This is a genomic window from Aeromonas sp. JL9 (assembly GCF_024436075.1).
Taxonomy (GTDB): Bacteria; Pseudomonadota; Gammaproteobacteria; order Enterobacterales; family Aeromonadaceae; genus Aeromonas; species Aeromonas veronii.
The window spans coordinates 1-25,246 of sequence record NZ_JANFNV010000002.1 but is presented as its reverse complement, the minus strand read 5'-3'; the positions used below and the strand labels follow the sequence as shown (position 1 = coordinate 25,246).

Genomic DNA, 25,246 nt, shown 5'->3' with positions numbered 1-25,246 from the left:
CATCGGCTGGCTTCGGGTAACAAACAGTGATTAATGAAGGACGGGCCGCCGCCATCGGCGGTCCCGGGAGCAAGGGATAATCCCGTTATCAATCAAGACCCCCAGTGCAGGGGCCAGACCTGGAAGTCAAACATGAAAAATAAAATCAAATGGATAGGTGCTCTCTTTGTGCTGGTAAACGGATCCTGGGTCTGGGCGGCCAGCCTGCCCGCGGATCTCAAATGGGAGACCAACGACACGGATCCTGTGTTCGCCTCCCCCAAGGCGCTGTCGGGCGGCAGCCTCAATATGTTTGTGGAGAGCTTTCCGCTGACGTTCCGCACCGTGGGGCCTGATTCCAACGGTTCGTTCCGCTCCTTTATTCTCGATAACCAGCTGCGGCTCATCAGCTTCCACCCCAATACCGGTAACCCCATTCCCTCGCTGGCGACCCACTGGGCCATCGCGCCAGACAGCCAGACCGTCTACTTCAAGCTGGATCCCCGCGCCAAATGGTCGGATGGCAAGCCGGTCAATGCCGATGACTACACCTTCGGCTACGAGATGATGCGCTCCAAACACATCAAGGGGCCCTGGTTCAACAACTACTACACCACTGAAGTGGTCGCGGTAGAGAAGATCGATGACCACACCATTATGGTCAAAGCGGGCAACCGCAAGGCCAAGATGGACCTGCTCAACACCACCGAGCTGTGGCCCCAGCCCAAGCACTACTACAAGCTGCCCCCCAACTGGGTGAAGCAGTACAACTGGGCCGTGGTGCCCACCACAGGTCCCTACGTGATCAGCGACGTCAAGAAGGGCAAGTCGGTTACCTTCAGTAAGCAGAAGGATTGGTGGGCAAAAGACGATCGCTATAACCAGCACAGATTCAACATCGACACCATCAAGGTGCAGGTGATCCGCGACCACAACATCGCCTTCCGCCACTTCCTGAAAGGGGAGATCGATACCTTCGAGATGATCCTGCCCAACTGGTGGCATGAAAAAGCGGTCACCCCGGAGTACAAAAAAGGCTACGTGCAAAAGGTAATGGCCATGACCGATACCAAACAGGGCGGTCAGGGGGTGCACCTCAATGTGGCCAACCCCAAGCTGGCGGACGTAAACGTGCGCCTCGGCATCCAGCACGCCTTCAACATCGACAAGATGATCGAGACCGTGCTGCGCGGCGACTACGACAGAGCCACCACCTTCGACTCGGGCTTTGGCGAGTTCACTGACATCACGCTGCCGGAGCGGGCTTATGACATCGGCAAGGCGCGGGAGTACTTTGCCAAGGGCGGCTATAACAAGCCGGGGCCTGACGGCATCCTGCAAAATGAGAAGGGTGAGCGGCTGACGCTGGCGCTCACCTACACCAGTCAGGAGCACTCCAAGCGCCTGACCGTGCTGAAAGAGGAGGCCAAGAAGGCGGGTCTGGATCTGGAGCTCAATCTGGTGGATGGCGCCACCGGTTTCAAGGTGATGCTGGAGAAGAAACACGAAGCGGCCTGGCTCGGCTGGGGCGGCGGCGGTCTCTATCCGCAATATTGGGAGTTTTTCCACTCCGCCAACGCCAACAAGCCGCAGACCAACAACCTGTTCAACGTAGCGGACAAGGAGCTGGACGCGCTGATCGACGCCTACAACGTCGAATTCGACATGGCCAAGCGGGCCAAGCTCTCCCAGCAGATCCAGCAGCGCATCTATGATCTCGCCATCTTCGTGCCCGGGGTGCAGCTCAACTATGTACGGGCCAGCAGCTGGCGTTATGTGATGCTGCCGGAGGTGCCTGCCACCAAGAACACACCGGATCTGCTCTACTGGCCGATGGATGGTTATCCTCACAGTAGCGGCGGTTTGCTCTGGCTCGATCCCAAGGTGAAGGAAGAGACCCGCAACGCCAAGGAGGCAGGGGAGGCGCTGGCGCCCATCAACCTGCTCGACAAGACCTATGCACGTCATTGATATTCAGGCCATTGCGAAGGGAGCAGCCGTTATGCCCAACACTCAGGCCCCCATTCTTGACGTACCGGATAACGGGGGGGAGTTCGCCGTTGATAACGGCCAGCACCCAGCCCCAATCCTCGAAGTACGCGATCTCGAGGTGGAGTTCGCCGTCGATGACGGCAAGATCAAGGTGCTCGACGGGGTCAGCTTCAAGGTGACCCCCGGTCAGACGCTGGGGATCGTCGGCGAGTCTGGCTGTGGCAAAAGTGTCACTTCACTCGCCATCATGGGGCTGCTGCCCAAGCCCCACGGTCAGGTAGTCGCCGGTTCCATCCGCTTTCAGGGGGAGGAGCTGCTGTCACTTGCGCCGGATCAGATGTACAAGGTGCGCGGCAACCGCATCTCGATGATCTTTCAGGAGCCGATGACGGCCCTCAACCCGGTGCAGACGGTGGGGGAGCAGCTGATGGAGGTGTTTCGCCTCCACCGCCCCGAGTATGACAAGGCCCAGCGCAAAGCCGCGGCCATCGCCATGCTGCAGAAGGTGGGGATCCCGGAACCGGCCCAGCGCTTTGCGGTCTATCCCCACAACCTCTCCGGCGGCATGCGCCAACGGGTGATGATCGCCATGGCGCTCTCCTGCGAGCCAGACCTGCTTATCTGCGACGAGCCGACCACGGCGCTGGATGTCACCATTCAGGCCCAGATCCTCGAACTGATGAAAGAGCTGCAAGCCCAGACCGGGATGGCCATCATCTTTATCACCCACGATCTGGGGGTGGTTGCAGAGCTGTGCGACGAAGTGGTGGTGATGTACGCCGGGCGGGCGGTAGAGCAGGCCGATGTGTTCGAGCTGTTTGACCACCCCCGTCACCCCTATACCCACGGCTTGATGAGCTCGATCCCGCGCCTTGAGGATGAGCCCAAGAGCCTGCTCAAGACCATCAAGGGACAGGTGCCAGCCCTGCACGAGATGCCCGCTGGCTGCCGCTTCTCCAACCGCTGCCCCCATGCGACCGATCTCTGCATCAGCGCCATTCCGGCGGTGGAGCAACTCAATCCGCGCCACCATGTCGCCTGTCACTACTGGAAGGAGTTGACCCCATGAGCACTCTGTTATCGGTCAGGGATCTGAAACAGCACTTCCGGCTGGGAGGCGGCTTCCTGCGCAAGCAATATACGGTTCATGCGGTGGATGGCATCAGCTTCGATCTCAAGCAGGGGGAGACCCTGGGGCTGGTGGGTGAGTCGGGCTGCGGCAAGTCCACCCTCGGGCGCAGCCTGCTCAAGCTGTTCGAGCCGACCGCGGGCACCATCACCTTCGAGGGGCGCGATATCACCGCCCTCAGCCCGAAGGAGATGCGCTCCTTGCGCCAGGAGATGCAGATGGTGTTTCAGGATCCTGCAGAATCCCTCAACAGCCGCCACACCGTGGGCCAGATTTTGGAGGAGCCCTTTATCATCCACGGCAAAGGCAACACTGAGCAGCGCCGCGCCTGGGTGCAGGAGTTGCTGGCAAAAGTGGGCCTGCCGGGCAGTGCGGTGGATCGCTACCCCCACGAGTTTTCCGGCGGTCAGCGCCAGCGGATCGGCATCGCCCGCGCCATCGCCCTCAAGCCAAAGCTGCTGGTGTGCGACGAGGCGGTCTCGGCCCTCGATGTCTCGGTGCAGTCGCAGATCGTCAACCTGCTGCTCAGCCTGCAGCGGGAGATGAACCTCTCCATCATTTTCATCGCCCACGATCTGTCGGTGGTCAAACACATCTCGGATCGGATTGCGGTGATGTATCTGGGACGGATCGTCGAGCTGGCGGATGCTCAGTCGCTCTATCTGACGCCGCGCCACCCCTATACTCAGGCGCTAATCTCCGCCATTCCGGTGCCGGACCCGCGCAGGCGCAGCCAGCGCATTCTGCTGACCGGCGATGTGCCCTCCCCCATCTCGCCGCCAAGCGGCTGCCACTTCCACCAGCGCTGCCCCCATGCGACCGAGTTGTGCAAAAGCAAGGCGCCAAGGCTTGAGGCGTGTGATGAGGCCCATCATCAGGTGGCCTGCCACACCCCGCTCGCCGTCGGTGGTCACGCTATCAGCGGCAGCGCGATCAATGGCAACACTACGAGCGGCGACAGCAGGCTGGAACAGGCGAGCTAGGCGCAGCGAACAAACGCCAGGGTAGAAACAGACGAGGCGGCCATCAGGCCGCCTCGTGCTATCGGGTCACTCTTGCAATATCGAGCCACTGCCGCAGCTTGTCAGGCAATCTGGTAACGGCCCGGCTTGTGGTTGAGTGTCAACACCAGATTACAGATAACCGCCGCCACGATGGAGAGCGCCAGGATCCAGGGCTGCACCACGAAAAACGAGGCAACAACAATGGCGCAATCGAGCCCCATCTGCAGCTTGCCCGCCCGGATGCCAAAGCGATCCTGAATAAAGAGCGCCAGAATGTTGAAGCCCCCCAGACTCGACTTGTGGCGAAACATGATGAGCAGCCCCATGCCGATCAGGGTGCCGCCGATCAGCGCCGCATAGAGGGGCTCTATCTTGCCGATCTGCAACACCCCGTTGAGGTGATCGGTCATGTAGGAGACCGCCGCCACCGAGACAAAGGTGTTGAAGGTAAAACGTGGCCCCATCCGCAGCCATGCCAGCGCATAGAAGGGCAGGTTGATGCCGAAAAACAGCAGGCCGAAGCTGATGCCGGTCACCTTTTGCAGCAGCAGCGCCAGCCCGGCAGTACCGCCAGTGAGCAGGCCAACCTGATGAAACAGAAAGATGCCGAGGGAAACAAAGCCAGCCGCCGTCAGCAGGGCCAGCACATCCTCATAAATAGGATGGGCAGTGCGAATCGAGGTGTTGTCCATAACCTGTATCCAAGCGAAGTAAAGAGAGAGTGTCTGTCGCCTGCCGTTGCGGGCGGGCTGCGAGCCCTGTCCACAGGGCTTCGTTATGGGGTCCAGTCTATTTTTTGTGAAAAGGATCACAACAGTCGGCTTGAACGCCCCATTCTGGTGCCTGTCATCTGGCATTGACACTCGCTGCACCAAGATGCAGCATGCCGCGGTTTAAGCGCGCCATCCCCCCATTCACAGCACGAGGCACTTTTCATGAAGGTCACCATTTTTGGCACAGGCTATGTCGGACTGGTGCAGGCCGCCGTTCTGGCCGAGGTGGGCCATCAGGTCTGCTGCGTAGATGTGGATGATGAGCGGATCGCCGCCCTCAGGCTGGGGCAGATCCCCTTCTATGAGCCGGGGCTGGCCACGCTAGTCGAGAGTCATCTGGCCAGCGGCCGCCTGAGCTTCACGGTCGATCCCGCCATTGGCGTGGCACACGCCGATCTGCTGCTGATCGCCGTCGGCACCCCGGCTGAGGAGGATGGCTCGGCCGATCTGCAACATGTGCTGGCGGTGGCCGACACCATAGGCCGACTGATGAGCCGCCCCAAGCTGGTGGTGACCAAGAGCACAGTACCGGTCGGCACAGCGCAGCAAGTAAGAGAACACATTGAGCTGCAGTTGGCCGAACGGGGGCTGACCCTCGCCTGCGAGGTGGCGGCCAACCCCGAGTTTCTCAAGGAGGGAGCGGCGGTCAACGACTGCATGCGGCCGGACCGCATCATCATCGGCTGTGACAGCGAGCGGGCGCTTGAGCAGTTGCGCGCCCTCTACGCCCCCTTCAACCGCAATCACGACCGGATCGTGGTGATGGATCTGCGCAGCGCCGAGCTCACCAAATACGCCGCCAACGCCATGCTGGCCACCAAGATCTCCTTTATGAACGAGATGGCAGCCCTCGCCGAGCAGCTGGGTGCAGATATCGAGGCGGTGCGCCAGGGGATGGGGGCCGATCCCCGCATCGGTTACCACTTTATCTACCCGGGCTGCGGCTATGGCGGTTCCTGCTTCCCCAAGGATATCAAGTCGTTGCGCCATACCGCGGCGAGTGTCTGCTGCGACGCCCCGCTTTTAGCGGCGGTCGAGCAGGTCAACCAGCGCCAGCAACAGAAGATGGCGCAAACCCTGCTGACCCGCTTCGGGTCGGATCTGCGCGGCCGCACCTTCGCCCTGTGGGGGCTGGCGTTCAAACCCGGCACCGACGACATGCGCGATGCGCCGAGCCGCCCGCTGCTGGCCGCCATCTGGGCTGCCGGTGGCCGGGTGCAGGCCTTTGATCCCAAGGCGATGGGGCGTGCCCGCCATATCTACGGCCAGCGGCCGGATCTGCTGCTCTGCCCGACTCAGGAAGCGGCACTGGAAGGGGCCGATGCCCTGCTGATCTGCACCGAGTGGCAGGCGTTTCGCACCCCCGATTTCCAGCAGCTGAAAGCGCTGCTCAACCAGCCCGTCATCATCGATGGCCGCAACCTCTATGAGCCGCGCCAGCTCAGCGAACTCGGGTTTGACTATCACGCCATCGGGCGGCCACATCTTCCCGCCAAAAAGCAGCCTGCCAACACCAGCAGCAACCCGGAGACTCAACCATGATCTATCTGGTTACCGGCGTCGCCGGTTTTATCGGTTTTCATGTGGCCAGCAAGCTGTGCGCCGCAGGCCATCGTGTGGTGGGGCTCGACAACCTCAACGACTACTACGAGGTGAGTCTGAAAGAGGCGCGGCTGGCCCAACTGGCCAGTTTCCCCCATTTTCACTTCGAGCGGCTGGAGCTGGCAGATCGCGAAGCGATGGCGGCTCTCTTTGCCCGTCATGGTTTCGAGCGGGTGATCCATCTGGGGGCGCAGGCGGGGGTGCGTTACTCCATCGGCAATCCGTTCGCCTATGCCGACAGCAACCTCACCGGTATGCTGACGGTGCTGGAGGGGTGTCGTCACCACGGGATCCAGCACCTCATCTACGCCTCCTCCAGCTCGGTCTATGGCATGGGGGATCAGATGCCCTACTCCACTGCGCAGCAGGTGGATCACCCGGTCTCCCTCTACGCTGCCACCAAGAAGAGCGGCGAGCTGATGGCCCACGCCTACTCGGCGCTCTATGGCCTGCCCACCACCGGGCTGCGCTTTTTCACCGTTTACGGCCCCTGGGGTCGCCCCGACATGGCCATCATCAAGTTCACCCGCGCCATCCTCGCGGGCGAGCCAATCGACGTCTATAACCACGGTGATCTCAGCCGCGACTTCACCTTTATCGACGACATCGTCGCGGGGATCCTCGCTGTGACCGACCAACCGCCCCATCCTAATCCCGATTGGCGCGCCAGCGAGCAGAACGCGGCCAAGAGCGCAGCTCCCTACCGCATCCTCAATATCGGCAACGGCCAGCCGATACGGCTGCTCGACTTTATCGAGGCGCTGGAAGAGGCCATCGGCAAACCCGCCATCAAGCGGATGCAGCCGATGCAAGCGGGTGACATGCACGCCACCTGGGCCGACAGCGAGCCGCTACACACCCTCACCGGCCTACGCCCCGCCACGCCCCTCAAGCAGGGGGTTGCCGAGTTTGTCCGCTGGTATCTCAACTACTATCGGCCCGCCGCTGACGAGCGCGGGTAACCCCTCGGTCATTGATGAGTTAATCAGATACCACTGATGCCCCGCGGGTTTTAGGATGGCTGAACGCACTGTCTGCGCACCATAGCGAGGATTTGAGATGCAACAACAGGAACAGGGTCTGATCGATGGACTGTTCGACCGCCTCAAGCAAGCGCAAGCCAGGGATAGCAAGCGAGACCAACAAGCGGATCAGCTGATCCGCCAGCATCTGGCCCAGCAGCCCGATGCCCCCTACTACATGGCCCAGGCGCTGCTACTTCAGCAGGCTGCCCTTACTCGCCTCAACGAGCGGGTCAAGGAGCTGGAAGCCAGCCAGAGCGCCCCGAGCAGCGGCAGTTTTCTCTCCGGCCTGTTTGGTAGCGAAAGCAGCCCGCCCCCGCGCTTTACGCCTCCACCGGCAACCGCTCCTGCCCAGCCCGCGTCCCGTGCCAGCTCATTTTTAGGGGGCGCCCTGCAAACCGCCGCGGGTGTGGCCGGTGGCGTCATGTTGGCCGACATGATCGGCGGACTGTTTCACAGCAACCGGCCCGAGGAGATCATCGACATCATAGAGCCAGCGCCCATCGCCAATCCGGTCGATGCGGAACCGGTGCGCTGGGACGGCTGGGATTCACCTCCCGATGTTGGCAGCAGTTTTCTCGACGACGATAGCCAGAGTAGCGGCTGGCCCGACAGTGACGATAACAACGGCGGTTTCTTCTGACCGTCAAACCATTACTGGCCCCGTATCTGGCGGGGCCCAACTCGATACGAACCCCATGACTATGGAAAGTGTGATGACACCACGGATCGGCAGCGACATGACGCGATATACTCAGCGCGCTTCGTGCCACCCGGGAACAACTCCCGACCCCAGGCGCTCTGTCCGTGGCCACGCAACACCCCCATGACGACAAGGAGCCACCTCATGATCCGAACCCTGCTTTTGACCGGAGCCGCCATTGCGGCCTATGCCCTGACCCAGAGCCACTCTCTGCTTCCCCTGCTCAGCCTGCTGGCCCTGCTTTCGCTCTGGGTTGTCAGCGAAATTGGCAGCTTCTATCGCGCGCTTCCTCCCGCCGACCTGGATGAGCATGAGTATCACCACGACTTCTAACCCGATGAAAAATGGTATGAAACTCTCGCAATGCCGTTAGTTCCATACCGTTTTGCTCTCTGAAATCAACCGGCTATAACCACAGGATCCACTGGGTTCGTGGCGATAGCAGCCATGTTCCTCTATATCTTCTGTACTCAAACAGGAGATAACCCATGAGGCACATCAGCGAAAACGGACTGTTTTTGCTGCTTTTTTTGTCGTTGTTACTGGCAGGTACGCCGCGGGCGATGGCACAAGGCAGGGATTTCAGACAGGCCCCCAAGGCGCTGACGGCGATCAAGCAAGGTCAAGTAGCCCAGCAACACGGCAATCTGCAAAAGGCCATCACCCTCTACTGTGTCGCCGCCAGCACCGGCAATCCAGAAGGTTATTTCCGGATCGGCCGCCTGCTCGCCACCGGCCCAGCCTCGGTGCGCAGCGCCAAGCTGGCCAACAGTTATCTCGCCATGGCGATGCGCCTGGGTAACCAACAGGCTGCCCGCTACTACAACGCCCGCATCGGCAATGCCCCTATGGGGGATAGGTGTGGCATGGGGATCCGTGGCGGTCAGGGTGGCTATCTGGCACAGCTCCCCTCCCCCCCCTTCAATGTCGACTCCTGGGTTGCCCGCCAGCCCCCCGCCAAGCAAAAGCTGGTCACCATGCTGCGTCACGCCGCCAAACACCATAAGGTGGATGCCCGGCTGGTACTGGCGATTGCCATCGCCGAATCCAATCTCAACAGCCGCGCCGTTTCACCCAAGAATGCTCAGGGGCTGATGCAGCTGATCCCCGAAACTCAGCAACGATTCGGGGTGACACGTCCATTCGATCCGGCCCAGAACATCAAGGGCGGCGTCAGTTATCTCAAGTGGCTTGACCGCCGCTTCGATGGCGACTGGGTACTGATCTCGGCGGCCTACAATGCCGGGGAAAAAGCGGTGGAGCGCTATGGCGGGATCCCACCCTATGATGAGACGCAGGAGTATGTGAAACGGGTGCTTTACTTCGCTGGTCACAAACAGCCCTGAGCGGAAAATCAGGAGCTCGCCCGATCGGAAGGTGGCACACTTATCTTTCTACGCTCACTGTGGCGGCCACGCCCCCAATAATAGAAGCCATAGTGGCGGTAGTAGCCCACCAGATTGCTGACCAGAAACAGCCCTTCCATCAGTGCGGCGACCGGTGAGCCCACCAGCAGGTTGTTGACCAGCCAGCAGAGGGTGCCGAGCAGCATCCAGCGCCGCAGTTGGCGATCATCCGGGCAAAACGCGGCCCGGGTTTGCAGCAGGCTGGCCAGCAGCCCGATCAATGAGAGTACGCCCTGATAGGTCGCCAGCGCAGCCGCACAGGCCAACCCCATGAAAAACCACATCAAGATGCGCCTAACCAGCCAGATACTCACCAGAAAGCGCACGCTGGCCAGCAGCAACAGGCAGGCGGCCGACCACTGCCAGAGCAGGGCAAAGTGACCGGCATTGAGCGCGCAGGAGAGGGCCAGACAGGCCAGGATCCTGCGACGATCCCGCAACTGAAACGACAACAGATCGAGCAACAAGGCCTGGCTCACCACCAGTTGCGACCACAGAAACAGCGACATCATCCACCCCTCGTCCGTCATTTGGATGGCGCAGCATGAGGGGATGGCCGGAGAGCGGCATTAACCCGTGTTAATGCGCGTGCGGATCCGTGACAGGGTGACCGGGCTGATGCCGATGTAGTTGGCGAGCTGTATTTGGGTCAGTCGTGCAGGCCAGTGGGGGAAGGTGTGGCAGAGCTCCCGATAACGCTCTTCGGGCGAGTGGAGCAGCAAAAACGCCTCCTTGCGCTCCTTGTAACCGAGCTGCTGACGCAGCAGGGCCATGCAGACCGGCTGCCAGACGGGCTCATCCAGCAGGGCGATTGGCACCCGCACCACCTGCAACTCCGTCAGCGCCTCCAGCTGGTAGCGGGCGACCCCGTGAGCCAGCTGTCGTAAAGCAGGCAGAGCTCCCCCTCGAAGTAGAACTCCTTGCAGCGCTCCTGCCCGTCCCGGGTGTAATGGCAGGCACGGGCGATGCCCGTTTCGATATAGAAGGCAGCTTCCTGCTCTGCCCCTTGCGCCAACAGCACCTGACCGGCGCGCAGCGTCTGCCGTGGCAAGCGTTGGCATAGGGCTTCGCTCAGGGCGCCGTCCAATCCCATGGCACACAAAAAGGTGGCAAGCAGGGGGGCTTGAGGAGATGGGTTCATGAGGGCTCCGGAACAAAACGGCAGCCCACATCATGCCCAAATTGCACGACTGATGCAGCAAGGCGTGACCCTGTTGGCAAAGGGGGGACATAGCCGGGTGCCGCCTTTGCCCCCCCTCGTCCGTTGGTTTACAATCGACGGGTTTTTTGGAACCCGGTTGACCTGTGTCGACCTGGCCCCACCACGACATCAGTCTGTTAATGCCAAGACATTAACCTGCTGAAAAGGAAGAGAATTAGCCAATGGCTCAATTTATTTACACCATGAACCGGGTCGGCAAGGTAGTGCCGCCCAAGCGTCATATTCTCAAGAACATCTCCTTGAGCTTCTTCCCGGGCGCCAAGATCGGCGTGCTAGGTCTGAACGGCGCCGGTAAATCCACCCTGCTGCGCATCATGGCAGGCATCGACACCGAGATCGAAGGGGAAGCCCGTCCGCAGCCCGGCATCAAGATCGGCTACCTGCCGCAGGAGCCGAAGCTGGATCCGGAGCAGACCGTACGCGAAGCGGTCGAAGAGGCCGTTGGCGAAGTGAAGCGCGCCATGGCCCGTCTGGACGAGGTCTATGCGGCCTACGCCGACCCGGATGCCGACTTTGACAAGCTGGCCCGCGAACAGGGCGAGCTGGAAGCCATCATCCAGGCCCAGGGTGGCCACAACATGGAAAACCAGCTGGAGCGTGCGGCCGATGCCCTGCGCCTGCCGGCCTGGGATGCAAAGATCAAGCACCTCTCCGGTGGTGAGCGCCGCCGTGTGGCGCTGTGCCGTCTGCTGCTGGAAAAGCCGGACATGCTGCTGCTGGACGAACCGACCAACCACCTGGATGCGGAATCCGTGGCCTGGCTGGAGCGCTTCCTGCACGACTACGAAGGCACTGTTGTGGCCATCACCCACGACCGTTACTTCCTCGACAACGTGGCAGGCTGGATCCTGGAGCTGGACCGCGGCGAAGGTATTCCGTGGGAAGGCAACTACTCCTCCTGGCTGGAGCAGAAGGACGCCCGTCTGGCGCAGGAAGCAAGTTCCGAAGCGGCCCGTCGCAAGTCCATCGAGAAGGAGCTGGAGTGGGTTCGTCAAAACCCGAAAGGGCGTCAGGCCAAGTCCAAGGCCCGTATGGCTCGCTTCGAAGAGCTCAACACCAACGACTACCAGAAGCGCAACGAGACCAACGAGCTGTTCATTCCGCCCGGACCACGCCTCGGCGACAAGGTGGTGGAAGTGGCCAATCTGCGCAAATCCTATGGTGATCGGGTGCTGATCGACGATCTGTCGTTTGCCATTCCGAAGGGTGCCATCGTCGGCATCATCGGCCCGAACGGTGCCGGTAAGTCGACCCTGTTCCGCATGATGTCGGGTCAGGAGCAGCCGGATTCCGGCGCCATCACGCTAGGTGAAACCGTGGTGCTGGCCTCTGTCGATCAGTTCCGCGACAGCATGGATGACAAGAAGACGGTATTCGAAGAGGTCGCTGATGGTCAGGATATCCTGCGCATCGGCAACTACGAGTTCCCGAGCCGCGCCTATATCGGCCGCTTCAACTTCAAGGGTTCCGACCAGCAGAAGCGGGTTGGCGAACTCTCCGGTGGTGAGCGCGGTCGTCTGCATCTGGCCAAGCTGCTGCAGACCGGCGGCAACGTACTGCTGCTGGATGAACCGACCAACGATCTGGATATCGAAACCCTGCGCGCCCTCGAGAACGCCCTGCTGGAGTTCCCGGGTTGTGCCATGGTCATCTCCCACGACCGCTGGTTCCTCGACCGTATTGCCACTCACATCCTGGACTATCAGGATGAGGGCAAGATCGAGTTCTTCGAAGGTAACTTTACCGAATACGAAGAGTGGAAGAAGAAGACCTACGGCGCCGAGGCGATCCAGCCCCATCGCGCTAAATATAAGCGCATCGCCAAATAAGGCTGACTGCGTGTTGAGGGGAGCTTCGGCTCCCCTTTCTCTTGCCTTTTGACTTACAATCCTAGACGGATGCCTTTGCATGGATGTAGCACGATGACGACCCCCATAGAGAAAAAACTCACCATCCAGATCCGGGTTGAACCGGGTTGCCTCGGGCCGGATGGCAAGGAGCACATAGAGACCTTCTGTGCCGCTGCCGCCAAGATTTTTGCCGCCGTGGAGCCCGAACTGGTGAGCTGGGAGCTGATCCCCCGCTACGACAAACAGTTGCCGGAGCAGGAGTTCTTTATCGAGGGGCGCAAACTGACCGAAGAGCAGGCCAGCCTCTTTCTGCGCCGCTTCGGCCGCGAGCTGGGTGAAGTCCAAGACCGGCTCGACTCAGTGCTGGCCCAGCTGGTCGAGCGCTACTTCAAGACCCTTTAAGCCCCCAATTTTCGATAAAAGGTTCTCTGCTGAGAACCTTTTTTCACGCTCCAAAAGCAAACGTTTGAATTTTTGCTCTATTCATTGATCTGCTTCGCAGATCCGGGGTTTGTAAACGGCGCCGCCTGTGTAAAAATGTGCGCGCTGTCACGGTATCAGGACGAGTCTGGTTACTTAACCACCAGAAACAGGGCAATTTACCCCGCATGGATGGGATAGCCCGTTCCCCTGCTGCTTATTTCACGTCACCTATTGGAATCCAACATGAATCAACAACACCAAGCTGCCAATCAGGCCGCCGGGCAAGGATTGCTTGAGCGCCTGTTTGCCCTGCAAGGCCATGGCACTACCGCCCGCACCGAAGTGATTGCCGGTATCACCACCTTCCTGACCATGGTCTATATCGTGTTCGTCAACCCGCAGATCCTCTCTGCGGCGGGCATGGACACCCAGGCCGTGTTCGTCACCACCTGCCTCATCGCCGGTATCGGCAGCATCCTGATGGGCCTGTTGGCCAACCTGCCGATCGCCCTGGCCCCCGCCATGGGCCTTAACGCCTTCTTCGCCTTCGTGGTGGTCGCGGGCATGGGTTACTCTTGGCAAGTGGGTATGGGCACCATCTTCTGGGGCGCCATGGGTCTGTTGATCCTCACCCTGCTGCGGGTGCGCTACTGGCTGATCGGCAACATCCCGCTCACCCTGCGGGTTGGCATCACCGCCGGTATCGGTCTGCTGATCGCCCTGCTCGGCCTGCACAACGCCGGGATCGTGGTGGCCAGCCCGGCCACTATGGTGACCGTGGGCAATCTCACCTCCCTGCCCTGCCTGCTGGGTCTGCTCGGTTTCTTCCTGATCTGCATCTTCTCCGCTCGCGGCGTCCACTCCGCCGTGCTGATCGCCATCGTGGTCACCACGGGTCTGGGCTGGCTGTTTGGCGATGTAACCTTCAAGGGCTTTGTCTCCATGCCCCCCAGCATCGAGCCGGTGTTCGGCCAACTGGATCTGATGGGATCGCTCGATATCAGCCTCGCCGGGATCATCTTCTCCTTTATGCTGGTCAACCTGTTCGACTCTTCCGGCACCCTGATCGGCGTCACCAACCGCGCCAAGCTGGCCGATGACAAGGGCCACTTCCCGCGCATGAAACAGGCGCTGATGGTGGATAGCGTCAGTTCCGTCGGCGGCGCCTTCATGGGCACCTCCTCGGTCACCGCCTTTATCGAGAGCAGCTCCGGCGTCGCCGTCGGCGGCCGTACCGGTCTGACTGCCATCGTGGTCGGCCTGCTGTTCCTGCTGGCGATCTTCTTCTCTCCGGTCGCCGCCATGGTGCCGGCCTACGCCGCCGCTGGCGCCCTTATCTATGTGGGTGTGCTGATGTGCTCCGAGCTGACCCGGGTGAAGTGGGAAGATCTGACCGAAGCGGTACCGGCCTTTATGACCGCGGTGATGATGCCGTTCAGCTTCTCCATCACCGAGGGGATCGCCGTGGGCTTCATCTCCTACTGCGTGATGAAGGCAGGTACCGGCCGCTGGCGCGAGATCAACCCCTGCGTGCTGGTGGTAGCCCTGCTGTTCGTCCTCAAGTTCTTCTGGGTCGATAGCCACTGATAATGACCAGCGCAATCCGATGGGCTCCCGACAGGGAGCCCATTTTTATTTGCCGGATCATGCTTCTCGCCCCTGCGCTGTGACGCGGGGGCCTGACAGTGCTAGATTGGCAGCCACCATTTTGAACCGGCAGTTTTGTTAACCCCGAGTCGTTAACCGCCTGTCGTGAACCACAAGGACGGCAACCGTGGCCCAGCATTTTGCTTCTCCCTCCGCATCAATCTCTGCGTCTATCAACTCTTTCCCGCCCTTGCTGCAAGAACAGGCCGAACGTCAGTGGCAGCGGCTGATCGAATTGGCCCCCGACTATGGCTCGCTGCCCGAGCCCGTTCGCCAACCCCTGCTGACCCTGCTTGGTCTCTCCGATTTTGTCGCCGACTCCCTCTTCAAACAGCCGGCGTTGCTGACCGAGCTGCTCGCCTCGGGTGAACTGGATCAGGCCGAGCGCTGGCCCGCCTACCAGCACGATCTGACTGCCCTGCTCGCCGAGGTAAGCGATGAAGAGGCGCTCAAGCGTATCCTGCGCCAGTTCCGCCGCAGCCGCATGCTGGTGATCGCCTGGCGCGAGCTGCTGGGCCATGCGGCGGTGGAAGAGAGCTTTATCCACCTCACCAAGCTGGCGGATGCCCTCATCTGCTCTGCTCGCGACTGGCTCTACGCCAAACAGTGTGGCGAGCTGGGCACCCCGATGGACGGCAATGGCAACCCGCAGCCGCTGCTCATTCTCGGTATGGGCAAGCTGGGCGGTGGCGAGCTCAACTTCTCCTCGGATATCGACCTTATCTTCACCTTCCCCGAGAACGGCTACACGGTCGGCGGGCGGCGCGAGCTCGCCAACCAGCAGTTCTTTATCAAGCTGGGCCAGCGCATCATCAACGCTCTCCACCAGCCCACGCAAGATGGTCAGGTGTTCCGGGTCGATATGCGCTTACGCCCCTTTGGCGATGCGGGGCCACTCGCCATCTCGTTTGCCGCCATGGAGGATTACTACCAGCACCACGGCCGCAACTGGGAGCGCTACGCCATGGTCAAGGCGCGGGTACTGGGGCCCCAGTGCGAGCACGCCGTGGAGCTCGCCGAGATGCTGCGCCCCTTCGTGTTTCGCCGCTATATCGACTTTGGCGTCATCGACGGCCTGCGCCAGATGAAGGCGATGATCGCCGCCGAGGTGCGCCGCAAGGGGCTGGAGGGCAACATCAAGCTGGGGGCTGGCGGCATTCGTGAAGTGGAGTTTATCGCCCAGGCGCTGCAACTTATTCGCGGCGGTCGTGAACCGGCACTGCGGGTGCGTCACCTGCCGGAGGCGCTGGCCGCCATCGCCCAATGTGGCGCCCTCGAATCCGCCCATTGCGACCGCTTGCTGACGGCCTATCGTTTCCTGCGCCGGGTCGAAAACATCCTGCAGGAGATCGGCGATCAACAGACCCAGACCCTGCCCACCGAGGAGCGGGATCGCCAGCGGCTGATCGCCGCCCTCGGCTTTGCCGACTGGGGCACCTTTATGGCTTATCTGGATGAGGAGATGGCCGCCGTCCATCAGGAGTTCGCCGCCGTGGTGGGGGAAGAGAAAGAGGCACCCGCCCATCTGGAGCAGCTCTGGCTCGATCTCTGGCGCACCGAGCTCGACGCCGCCGAGCTGGAAAAATTGCTGACTGCTCAAGGGGTCGTCGAGCCAGCCCCGCTCTGCGGTGCCCTGCTGCGTTTCAAGGAGGAGTACAAGCGCCGTCAGGTGGGGCCGCAGGGGCGCATCGCGCTGGACTGGCTGATGCCGGAGCTGCTGCGGCTGGTGGTCGCCAGTGAGCAACCCGCCCGCCTGTTCGAGCGGGTATGCGAGCTGCTGACCCGCATCTTCACCCGCAGCGCCTATCTGCAACTGCTGGCGGAAAATCCGGGCGCCCTGCGCCAGCTGGTGCGGCTGTGCGACGCCAGCCATCTGGTGAGCGAACAGCTGGCCCGCTACCCTATCCTGCTGGATGAGCTGCTCGATCCCCAGCACCTCTACCACCCCACCCCGCTCGATCAGTACAAGCCCCAGCTGCGGCAGTTCCTGCTGCGCATCCCCGAAGAGGATGTGGAACAGCAGATGGAGGCGCTGCGCCAGTTCAAGCAGGTGCAGTTGCTGCGCATCGTGGCGGCCGACATCGCCGGCGCCCTGCCGCTGATGAAGGTGAGCGACCACCTCACCTGGCTGGCGGAGGCGATCACCGAAGAGGTGGTCAATCAGGCGTGGGCCCAGATGAGCGAGCGCTACGGGCTGCCGTCCGAGGTGGCAGTGAGCGGCCAGCGCGGCTTTGCGGTGGTGGCCTATGGCAAGCTGGGCGGCATCGAGCTCGGCTACGGCTCGGATCTGGATCTGGTATTCCTGCACGGCGGCGACCCCAACAGCTACACAGATGGCCGCAAGCCCATCGACAGCCGCCAGTTCTACCTGCGCCTGGCCCAGCGGATCCTGCACCTGTTCAGCACCCGCACCCCCTCCGGCATTCTCTACGAGATCGATATGCGGCTGCGCCCCTCCGGCGACGCCGGCCTGCTGGTCTCGTCGCTGTCGGCCTACGAGCAGTATCAGCAAAACGAGGCGTGGACCTGGGAACATCAGGCGCTGGTGCGGGCTCGCCCCATCTATGGCGACGATGCCATCATTGCCGAATTTGCACGCATCCGCCGCGATGTGCTGGCCAAGGAGCGGGAGCTGCCGACCCTGGCCCGCGAGGTGCGCGAGATGCGCCACAAGATGCGGGATCACCTGCTGAAAGCGGGGGCTGGCGAGTTCGACCTCAAGCAGTCCCCCGGCGGCATGGTGGATATCGAGTTTATCGCCCAGTATCTGGTGCTAGCCCACGCCTGCGGCGAGCCCGATGCCCTCACCCGCTGGTCCGATAACGTGCGCATCTTCGATGAGTGCGTGATGGCGGGGGTGCTGACCCTGGAGCAGGCGGAGGGGCTGAAGCAGGCCTATCTGGAGATCCGCAACCTCGGCCATCGCCTCAACCTCTCGGAGATCTCCCGCAAGGTGAGCGACGATCAGTTACTGACCGAACGAGGCCATGTGCTGGCGGTCTGGCAACTGCTGCTGGGGGAGTAATTACCGCCAGCGGCAATGAAAAAGGGCCCGCCTGAATTGCTTCAGGCGGGCTCCTCTATTATCGGCAAGTCGGCATCCTTACGGTTGCTCAGCCGTGATCCATCACCGTCTCCACCAGCATCTGGTTGAAACGCTGATATGCCTCTTCCTCAAGAAGCCCCGGATAGCTCAATACCCGCAGCGCATGTCCTTGATAATCAGAATGATAGGGCGGGTGGAGATGGGCATAGTCGTTGAGACAGAAGCCCAGCCCCTGATAGAAGCGCAGACGGCGAATGGCAATCTCATCCTCTGGCGGATCGATCTCGAGAATGACGGTTTTGCGTGCCCGCTCGCAAAATTCGGCCAGCAGGCGGCTGCCGTATTTGCGGCCGCGCAGCGCCGGATTGATGGCCAGATGCTCGATATAGATCTGCTCACCGCACGCCCACCAGAAGATGAAACCGAGCAGCAGGCCGTCCTGATAAAAGATTTGGCAGTGATAGCGAGGATCCCGCATCTTCTGGGGCTGATGCTGTGACTGGCGCTGCTCGTAGCGGGGAAAACTCTCGCCATAGATCTGCCAGACCAGCGGCCACGCCGGATGGTTTACCTCTCTAATCATCTCACTCTCAATCATCAGAACTACCTCTCATTTATTTTGCAGAACGTTCATCTATACATAAAAATTTCCGCCACATCATCCTCTAATGAAATAAAAGCCAGAACGCCAGATTAGCGGGCGCCATCCGGTTGCGAGACAAACTGCTGCTGGCTGCCATCGGGCAGCAGCGCCAGCACGCTTTGAGCGGCCAGTTTTATCCCCGCCTGCTCGGTGGCTGGGCCGAAGTTGGCTATCAGTCGAGTGCTATCGGCAAACTCGCTCTGCTGCACCACTCCTCGTTTGTCGAGCCAGCGAAAACCGGTGAGGGGCTGGTTGTAGAGCCGCTCATGCAGCGGGAGGAAGAAGGCATCGAGCCCCTTGAGGTAGGGAATGCGCGCACTGGCGCTATCCAGACTGAGGTTGAGTAGGGGCGGCACGTTGTAGAGCTGCTGCAACAGTTCGGTGACCTGACGACTCTCCCTGAATTTGAGGCTATCCATCGTCCAGTGGTGGGTGGTCACTATGCTGTCGTGAAAGACGCTCTGGAACAGCGGCAACCGCAGCGCCGGATCGAAGTAGAGCCCCTGATACTCGGGCTTGAGGCGGCTCTGGCGAAAGAAGAACGCAGGCTGATAGTCGGGATACCAGGCCCCCAGATAGTAGGGAGAACGCTTGTTGCGGCGCATATCGGGATCCTGCCAGCCAAAGCCGCTGGTCTGGGGGCCGTGGGCAAAGGCCGCGGTGCGGTTGGCAACCGAGCCGCCCTCCTCGGAGCCCACCAGCACCCCCTGACTCTTGGCAATCCACGCCATCCCGGCCATCCGGTTTTGCGCATCCTGCGCCTGAGTGGTCGGCTTGGCCGAGTCGAAATCGTCAAACACCATGCCGGTCGCCGCCACATCGAGGAACCAACTGTTGTAGTGGCTCGCCTGCTGCAATTTGGGCACTCGCTGCTCCATCACCGGGCGCACACAGGCTTGATTGGTGTAGACGCCACTGTTTTGAAAGCCGCTCTTGCGCCGCCCGTTCTCCTGCATGATGCCGCAGCGCAGGTAAATATCCTGCCCCATCTGGGCGGTGAGCCAGCTCGGCTGGCGATTCCCCTCCGGCAGCGCGGTATCGTAGGAGTCGTAAGGAGCGATGAGATAACCCGCCTCTTTGGCAAGTTCAATCCCCTCTGGCGCAGCAAAACCCGCCGTCCACTGGGGCAGCCCCAGCCAGAGTCTGGGTAGTCCAGCCTGCTTGAGAGCGGCGATCATCTTGGCCGAGCTGCCATCCCCCCAACTCTGCGGCTCGTTAAGCGCAGCGCCCAGTTGTCTGGCCGCCAGTGCGCGCCGGGCAGCGAAATCGGCCGGTTGCTGACCCGGATGGCGCTGCGCAAGCGCCTGTTCCACGCCGGACAGCACCCGGTTTTGCAGGTAGCGGTTGCGGGCCAGATCGGGCGCTTGCAGCGCCGTTTTGCTCTCCCCCTTGAGCCAGTCGGCAGGGATCAGGCGGCGCAGCGCGGACCAGCTTTTCACATCCTGTGGCACCAGCAGTCGCTCGCCCCAGAGATAGAGGTGAGAGGCGCCGATCAGCCGCTTGCCATCCGGTACCGCCGCCAGCTTGCTCTCGAGCGAGACCAGCTCGCCCCGGGCCTGCAACCAGCTGCGATAGGCCTTGGCCGCCGCCAGCCAGTCATTGCCCGGTTGCAGCGACACCGCCACCTCATAGGGGTCAGCCAGATTGAGGCGATTGACGCTGTGGGTCGCCGTAAGGGCAATGCCATCTTGCTTGGGGGCAAAGGTGAGCCGGTTGTTGAAGGGGTTGGCAAAGAGGATCGCCAGCTGCTGATCGCCGTGATCCAGCCCAACCACCGGCAGGGTCAGATTATCCGTGGTGTTGATCCCCTGATACTCCTGCGCCAGCGCCTTGCGCCACGCAGTGTGGGTAGCCGGAATGCGAAATCCCTCGTGGATCGGCAGCATCAGCGCCTGCGCCCCTGCCGGTACCCGCGGCCACACCAGCTCGCCAGCAGTTGCACGGCTGAGGGTAAGGATCAGACGGTTACCCTCAAGGCGAGCCAAGGCACGTACCTCGCCATCGGCGCGGGTCAGCCAGCTGACACGCTCCCCCTCCTGCTGCAGAGCGGTGACCGGCTGACGCGGGCCGGGAGAGGAGATGAGAAGGTGCTGGCCCGAGGGCAGCACAGCCTCGGCCGCCAGGGTGGCGGGATCCAGCTCGATGCGCCACTGATCGTTGGCCAGAGTCAGCGCCTCGGCAGGCAGGGAGAACAGCGGTGCCAACAGCAGCAGCGGGCGGATCCAGCTCGCTAATTCGGAAAGAAGAGTCATGGTCTGTGATTCCTGATAACACACGGGAATCGCCATTTCAGCAGATTGGCCGCCTGCGATTGTCAGGCCAATGTCAGGATTGCGTGCAACTGACCATCACGACGACCATTACTCAACCGGCCCCGCCTGACTGTGGCTTAGCTGCAACACCAGCTGGCCGCGCTGGCGGGTCTGCACCAGCGAAAGGGTACGCCAGCTGTCGGGCGTGGCGGCAGGCCAACCCACCTTGCCATCGAGAGGCAGGCGGTTCCACCAGAGCAGGGAGTATTGCGGGCGAGCCAGCACCGTCTGCTCAAGCCAGAGCGGCGTACAGGAAGCGGGATTGGCGGGGGGATTGGCTACCGCCTGCGGCGAGCGGGAGAGCCAGTCCAGATCCTGCACCGCAGGCAGTGGCAGCGCCACCTGCCAACGCTGGCCCGCCACCGTCAGCCGCAGCTGATAGAGTCCGGCTGGTAAAGGCATCGGCAGATCGGCCCCCACGACCCTGACCCCCTCACTCCCTTCCGCCTCCCACTGGGCACCTGCCAACCGGTTGTGGCCAGCGGGATCGACAAGTTCAGCGGCGGTGATGGACCCCTCTCCGGTCAACTGCACCCGATAGTCCCGCAACAGCGGCGCATCGCGCTGGATCAGCTCAAGGCGCAGCTCCCTCACCCCATCAGGCAGAGTGAGCGGGAAATCCTTGCCGCAGTGCTGGGCACTGAGCGCAGCCAGCATCCCCTGCCAACTACGGCGCTCGGCATCGCTGTTAAGGCCAGGCCATGCCTGCTGCAAAGATTGCCAGGCGTGCCGGTTATCCCCCTGCAACAGCGCCAACGTAGCCGGTTGCAGCGGGTCGGCGCGATCGGTTTCCAAGAGGCGACCGGTTGCCATCACACAGCTTGCGTTTAGCAAGCCGACGCTTAGAGCCAACAGCAGTCCAGCCCGCGTTGCATGCATCACGTTGGCACCTCCAGCCGGTAGCCGATGCCGCGCACCGTCTCGATGGCCAGTCCGGGCAGCTTCTGGCGCAGTTGCAGAATATGGGTATCAACCGTGCGAGTGGAGGGAAACGCCTGATAGCCCCATACCCGGTTGAGGATCTCCTCCCGGCTCAGCACCCGCCCCGCCATCCGCACCAGCAGGGTGAGCAGGGCAAACTCGGTGGGGGTAAAGCTCACCTCCGCATCCTGCCAGCTCGCCTGCATTCGGGCGGGATGAAGCTGCAAGCCGCCCAGCGCCTGAGTGCCATCCCCCAACTGGCGCAGCTGGGCCCGGATCCGCGCCAGCAGCTCGTCGTGGGAGAAGGGTTTGGTCAGGTAGTCGCGCGCCCCCGCATCGAGCCCGGCCACCCGATCGCTCACCTCCACCCTTGCGGTGAGCACGATCACCGGCAGCGCCTTGCGCGCCAGCCACTGGGGTAGCCAGTCGAGGGCATCCCCCTCCGGCATGGTGCGATCCAGCAGCACCAGATCCGCCGCCAGCCACTGCTGCTCCGCCGCAGTCAGGGTGTCGCACCAGAGGCAGCAATACCCTTCCCGGGTCAGATAGCGTTGCAGGTTCTCCGCCAGCAGCGCCTCGTCTTCGACAAGCAAGATGGTCTTCATGATTCGGGGTCGCTCCAGAGTTGGCAGGGCAGCGTCAGGGTAAAGGTAGTGGGCGGGCCGGATAGGGTGAGGCGCCCGCCAAGACGGCGCAGCAGATGGCGCACGATGGCAAGCCCCAGCCCCAAACCCTCGGCGCGGGCACCGCGGTGCAGCAAGGTGGCGAGCCGGTAATTTGGCAGCTCGCCGCCATCGCTGACCGCGAGGATCAAACGCCCCGCCTGCCAGCTGGCACAGATCCGAACCGGCGCGCGGCCATGCTGGCTGGCGTTACGCAGCAGGTTGTCGAGGGCAAGATCGAGCCAGTAGAAGGGGAGCGCCAGAGTCATCTCCCGCTCAAGGCAGAAGATGGCGTCATGCCGCTCGCAAGCCAGGGTGAGCCACTCGGTGAGACTAACCGCCACCCGCTCATCTTCGAGAGTCTCTGCCGCCAGATAGTGGCGACTGGCCTGCGCCAGCTGATGCAGGCGGGCGACACTGCCCAGCAGTTGCCCCACGCTCTGCTGGGCGGAAGCGGGCAGCCGGTCGAAATCGTGGCGCAGCTCCTCGCTGATGCCGGAGAGCGCCATGATGGGAGTGCGCAGCTCGTGGGTCAGCATCTGCAACGCGACGCGCCGCTCCCGCAGCAGGCGCCAGCGCTGCCAGCTGGCCCACCCGAGCAGCAGGATAAAGCCAAGCGTGCTGGCCAGCGCCAGCCACTGCCAGCCAAGCGTGGGGCGAGTATTGAAGCAGACCGCTCCGACTCGTTCTTCACAAGTACCAGCGGTACGACTATCCAGCGTTACACCAAGCCGCTCGGCCAGCGGTTGCCACTGCCCTGCGCCATAACGACGCCACTGCCCATCGGCAAGCAGCCAGAGCTGACCCGATTGCAGCAGCCAGCGATCCCCCCGCAGCAGGGCGTCGAGGTTGTCATCGCCGAGCTCACCGAGCTGCCCCAACTGATCTCGCCGCTCCCGCACATGGAGCAGAGCGTCGAGCCCGGCCGCCGGATGACCTGCCAGCCAGCGGGCAGCGCTGGAGCCACCCAACGGATAGACGGGGTGAGCGGCAAACCAGCTGGTCGAGGGCTTAGCTCCTTGGCCACAAAGCGCCCTCAGCAGCGGCAGCCACTCGGCGGGCAAGTCATTCTCTGTCCCGCACTCCTGCTGGTAGCGATAGATGGCCTGCAGCTGGCGCAGCGGATAGCGCTGCCAGGCGGGATAGAGGGAGTCGGGAGCAATCAGGCGACGGTCGAGCCGCTGTACCTCGTCAAGGGGCAGCGCCTGTTCGGGAGCCTGCCTGGCCAGCTCGCCAGCCAGACGATCCGCCAGCGGCCCGGCCAGCACGGGATATGCCATGCCGCAGCAGATCAGGGAGCAGAGCAGCAGGATCAGGCGCATGGGTTCAACTCGAGATGACTCCGGATCAAGGCGCAGCAGGTCACTGCGCCATAAAAAATGTCAGCGCCATTTTTCAATGGCGCTGACATCCGGTCAACCGCTAACGGCATTGGCGCGGCTCCCGCCAGCCCATATGAACCGTCACCTATTTGAACAGCCCCTTGAGCAGCTGGTCGGCTACCCCTTTGACGGCTTCATTGTCGGCCTTGTCACCCAGCAGCTTCTTGAGGCCGCGTTCGGCCTCCTTGCGCGCCTTATCCTCCAGCAGCTTGTTGTTGCTGAGCAGTGCCTTTACGTCGAGCTGGTAGCTGGGGGCCTGCCAGTGACCGCCGATCCGCACCGGAATGGTTATCTCTTTGAGCTCATCCACATCCTTGCCTCCCTGCCCCTTGCTGCTCTCGACAATGGAGGTGAGGAACAGGAAGTCGAGGCTCTCCGGCACCAGCGCCGTCTGCCCCTCCCCCTTGACCCGCAAAGCCGGGGCAAAGAGCTGGATGTCGTTGCTGCGGGCGATGCCGTCGGCAATCTGGAAGCTGGCGGTGAGGGCGCTGAAGTCGGTCTTGCGCGCCTCCTTCACCTGCTCGGCCCCCTTGCCGGTGAGGGTGGCCCGCGCCTCGCGGATCATCTCCGGCAGGTTGATGCCATGCAGGGCGCCGTCGCTCAGCTTCAAGGTCACCTTGCCCTGCATTCCGTTGCGCAGTGCCAGAGGAGAGAGACCACGCCCCTGCACCTGCACATCGAGATCGCCCTTGCCCTCCAGCAGATCACTCTGGGCCAGAGTCTGCAGCAAGGGACGAATGTTCACTCCGGTCACCTGATTGTGCACCTTGTAGGTGGCGGGTTGCTGGCGCGCGTCGAGAACTCCTTTCGCGTTTACCTGACCGCCCGCCACGGTCGCGCTGAACTGTTTGAGCGTCAGCAGTCCCTTGGCCAGAGCCACCTGCAGATCGACTGCGCCGAGATCCAGCCCTTTCAGACGCAGGCTGCCGAGTTGCAAGCGGCCATCCAGATCCAGTCCCTTGAGCGCGCCCAGATCCGGTTCAACCGCGGAGAGGGCTTCGCTCTTGCCGGTTACCGCTTTATTGTCACTTGCAGCGGTATTGGAAGCACCGGCCGCCGGTTTGTCCTCTTTCGCCTGTGCGGTCGTGGTCGGTACCGATTTGGCGAGCCACTTGTCGAAATCCAGCTTCTCCCCCTTGAGATCGAAGGTGATTACGGGGACAGCGCCAAGCTGCACGGTTCCATCACCACTCAACAGCGCCTCATCAGCACTCATCACCAGCTTGCTCAGGGTAATCAACTGCTTGTCGAGCTCGGCACGGGCAAAACCGGCCAGTTTCAGCTTCATCTGCGAGCGCGGCAGCACATCACCTTCCAGCGCTGCGGTCAGCACCATATCGGAGAGTTCGGCAAGCTTCATCTCTTTATCGAGCCGTCCCTTGAGCGTTCCTTCCAGCGAACCAGCCAGTGAAGCTTGCTGCCCCTCTACCTTGGCACCCTTCAGCGCCAACTGTAGTGGTCAACTAAATCCGGACACTTGGTTAGGCCGAACCTCGGCTTTTGCTGGCGGTATCCCGTCATTGTATTG

Annotated in this window: 19 protein-coding genes and 2 pseudogenes; 12 read left to right on the top strand and 9 right to left on the bottom strand. The window is 62.0% G+C overall.

Translation table 11 applies throughout. The annotated features are described in order from the left end of the window. The first annotated feature begins 132 nt into the window (after window positions 1-132). From NOM06_RS02055 to NOM06_RS02045, 3 genes are read left to right on the top strand one after another with little or no spacing between them, the layout of a single operon-like run. Window positions 133-1,950, top strand: coding sequence for an extracellular solute-binding protein (locus NOM06_RS02055; RefSeq protein ID WP_255909516.1), 1,818 nt, complete (start codon window positions 133-135; stop codon window positions 1,948-1,950). 31 nt (window positions 1,951-1,981) lie between these two features. Then, complete coding sequence (locus NOM06_RS02050; protein ID WP_255909514.1) at window positions 1,982-3,040, top strand: ABC transporter ATP-binding protein; 1,059 nt, start codon at window positions 1,982-1,984, stop codon at window positions 3,038-3,040. Then, on the top strand, window positions 3,037-4,083 hold the full coding sequence (locus tag NOM06_RS02045) for an ABC transporter ATP-binding protein (protein WP_204481122.1): 1,047 nt from the start codon (window positions 3,037-3,039) through the stop codon (window positions 4,081-4,083). Before NOM06_RS02050 ends, NOM06_RS02045 begins: the two co-directional genes overlap by 4 nt. Before the next feature lie 101 nt (window positions 4,084-4,184). Here the strand turns inward: NOM06_RS02045 and NOM06_RS02040 are convergent, their stop codons facing one another. Continuing rightward, a complete protein-coding gene (locus NOM06_RS02040; RefSeq protein WP_005349421.1) occupies window positions 4,185-4,796 on the bottom strand; it encodes a YitT family protein in 612 nt (203 codons plus the stop codon). Window positions 4,797-5,039: 243 nt separating this feature from the next. On the opposite strand from NOM06_RS02040, the gene NOM06_RS02035 reads away from it, so the two are divergent. From NOM06_RS02035 to NOM06_RS02015, 5 genes are all read left to right on the top strand, one after another. Then, window positions 5,040-6,419 (top strand): UDP-glucose/GDP-mannose dehydrogenase family protein, encoded by a 1,380-nt coding sequence (locus NOM06_RS02035; RefSeq protein WP_255909512.1) that lies wholly within the window; start codon window positions 5,040-5,042, stop codon window positions 6,417-6,419. Beyond that, window positions 6,416-7,441, top strand: a complete 1,026-nt coding sequence (locus NOM06_RS02030) for an NAD-dependent epimerase (RefSeq protein WP_255909510.1) — start codon at window positions 6,416-6,418, stop codon at window positions 7,439-7,441. The genes NOM06_RS02035 and NOM06_RS02030 overlap by 4 nt, the downstream gene beginning before the upstream one ends. 97 nt (window positions 7,442-7,538) lie before the next feature. Beyond that, complete coding sequence (locus NOM06_RS02025; RefSeq protein WP_255909508.1) at window positions 7,539-8,144, top strand: DUF2076 domain-containing protein; 606 nt, start codon at window positions 7,539-7,541, stop codon at window positions 8,142-8,144. 204 nt (window positions 8,145-8,348) lie between these two features. Next, window positions 8,349-8,537: a hypothetical protein gene (locus NOM06_RS02020; protein ID WP_139471954.1), complete on the top strand. Its 189-nt coding sequence runs from the start codon at window positions 8,349-8,351 to the stop codon at window positions 8,535-8,537. Window positions 8,538-8,692: 155 nt separating this feature from the next. Then, window positions 8,693-9,550 carry a lytic transglycosylase domain-containing protein gene (locus NOM06_RS02015; protein WP_255909506.1) on the top strand — a complete coding sequence of 286 codons (858 nt, stop codon included), beginning with the start codon at window positions 8,693-8,695 and terminating at the stop codon, window positions 9,548-9,550. Window positions 9,551-9,558: 8 nt separating this feature from the next. Here NOM06_RS02015 and NOM06_RS02010 read toward each other — a convergent pair whose 3' ends face one another. Further along, window positions 9,559-10,122, bottom strand: coding sequence for a YgjV family protein (locus tag NOM06_RS02010; RefSeq protein ID WP_255909504.1), 564 nt, complete (start codon window positions 10,120-10,122; stop codon window positions 9,559-9,561). Between the two features lie 57 nt (window positions 10,123-10,179). Continuing rightward, a pseudogene (locus NOM06_RS02005) lies at window positions 10,180-10,751 on the bottom strand (Crp/Fnr family transcriptional regulator). A 242-nt stretch (window positions 10,752-10,993) separates the two neighbouring features. Here NOM06_RS02005 and ettA point away from each other — a divergent pair. From ettA to glnE, 4 genes are all read left to right on the top strand, one after another. Further along, on the top strand, window positions 10,994-12,661 hold the full coding sequence (ettA, locus tag NOM06_RS02000; protein ID WP_005358378.1) for an energy-dependent translational throttle protein EttA: 1,668 nt from the start codon (window positions 10,994-10,996) through the stop codon (window positions 12,659-12,661). Between the two features lie 93 nt (window positions 12,662-12,754). After that, the gene (locus NOM06_RS01995) at window positions 12,755-13,084 is read left to right on the top strand and encodes a hypothetical protein (protein ID WP_184234283.1); all 330 of its coding nucleotides are present in this window, start codon (window positions 12,755-12,757) and stop codon (window positions 13,082-13,084) included. Between the two features lie 264 nt (window positions 13,085-13,348). Beyond that, a complete protein-coding gene (locus NOM06_RS01990; RefSeq protein ID WP_255909502.1) occupies window positions 13,349-14,692 on the top strand; it encodes an NCS2 family permease in 1,344 nt (447 codons plus the stop codon). A gap of 187 nt (window positions 14,693-14,879) precedes the next feature. After that, window positions 14,880-17,777, top strand: coding sequence for a bifunctional [glutamate--ammonia ligase]-adenylyl-L-tyrosine phosphorylase/[glutamate--ammonia-ligase] adenylyltransferase (gene glnE, locus NOM06_RS01985; RefSeq protein WP_370688892.1), 2,898 nt, complete (start codon window positions 14,880-14,882; stop codon window positions 17,775-17,777). Between the two features lie 88 nt (window positions 17,778-17,865). Here the strand turns inward: glnE and NOM06_RS01980 are convergent, their stop codons facing one another. The 6 genes and pseudogenes from NOM06_RS01980 to NOM06_RS01955 all read right to left on the bottom strand — a co-directional run. Next, window positions 17,866-18,396, bottom strand: a complete 531-nt coding sequence (locus NOM06_RS01980; RefSeq protein WP_255909500.1) for a GNAT family N-acetyltransferase — start codon at window positions 18,394-18,396, stop codon at window positions 17,866-17,868. A gap of 95 nt (window positions 18,397-18,491) precedes the next feature. Next, on the bottom strand, window positions 18,492-20,693 hold the full coding sequence (locus NOM06_RS01975) for a glycoside hydrolase (protein WP_255909489.1): 2,202 nt from the start codon (window positions 20,691-20,693) through the stop codon (window positions 18,492-18,494). A 108-nt stretch (window positions 20,694-20,801) separates the two neighbouring features. Beyond that, the gene (locus tag NOM06_RS01970) at window positions 20,802-21,566 is read right to left on the bottom strand and encodes a DUF2861 family protein (RefSeq protein WP_255909486.1); all 765 of its coding nucleotides are present in this window, start codon (window positions 21,564-21,566) and stop codon (window positions 20,802-20,804) included. 65 nt (window positions 21,567-21,631) lie between these two features. Continuing rightward, a complete protein-coding gene (locus NOM06_RS01965) occupies window positions 21,632-22,279 on the bottom strand; it encodes a response regulator transcription factor (RefSeq protein WP_139740450.1) in 648 nt (215 codons plus the stop codon). Further along, on the bottom strand, window positions 22,276-23,658 hold the full coding sequence (locus NOM06_RS01960; protein WP_255909484.1) for a DUF3404 domain-containing protein: 1,383 nt from the start codon (window positions 23,656-23,658) through the stop codon (window positions 22,276-22,278). Before NOM06_RS01960 ends, NOM06_RS01965 begins: the two co-directional genes overlap by 4 nt. A 145-nt stretch (window positions 23,659-23,803) precedes the next feature. Then, window positions 23,804-25,174 (bottom strand): annotated as a pseudogene (locus NOM06_RS01955) (AsmA family protein); the annotation flags it as partial. Window positions 25,175-25,246 lie beyond the last annotated feature (72 nt).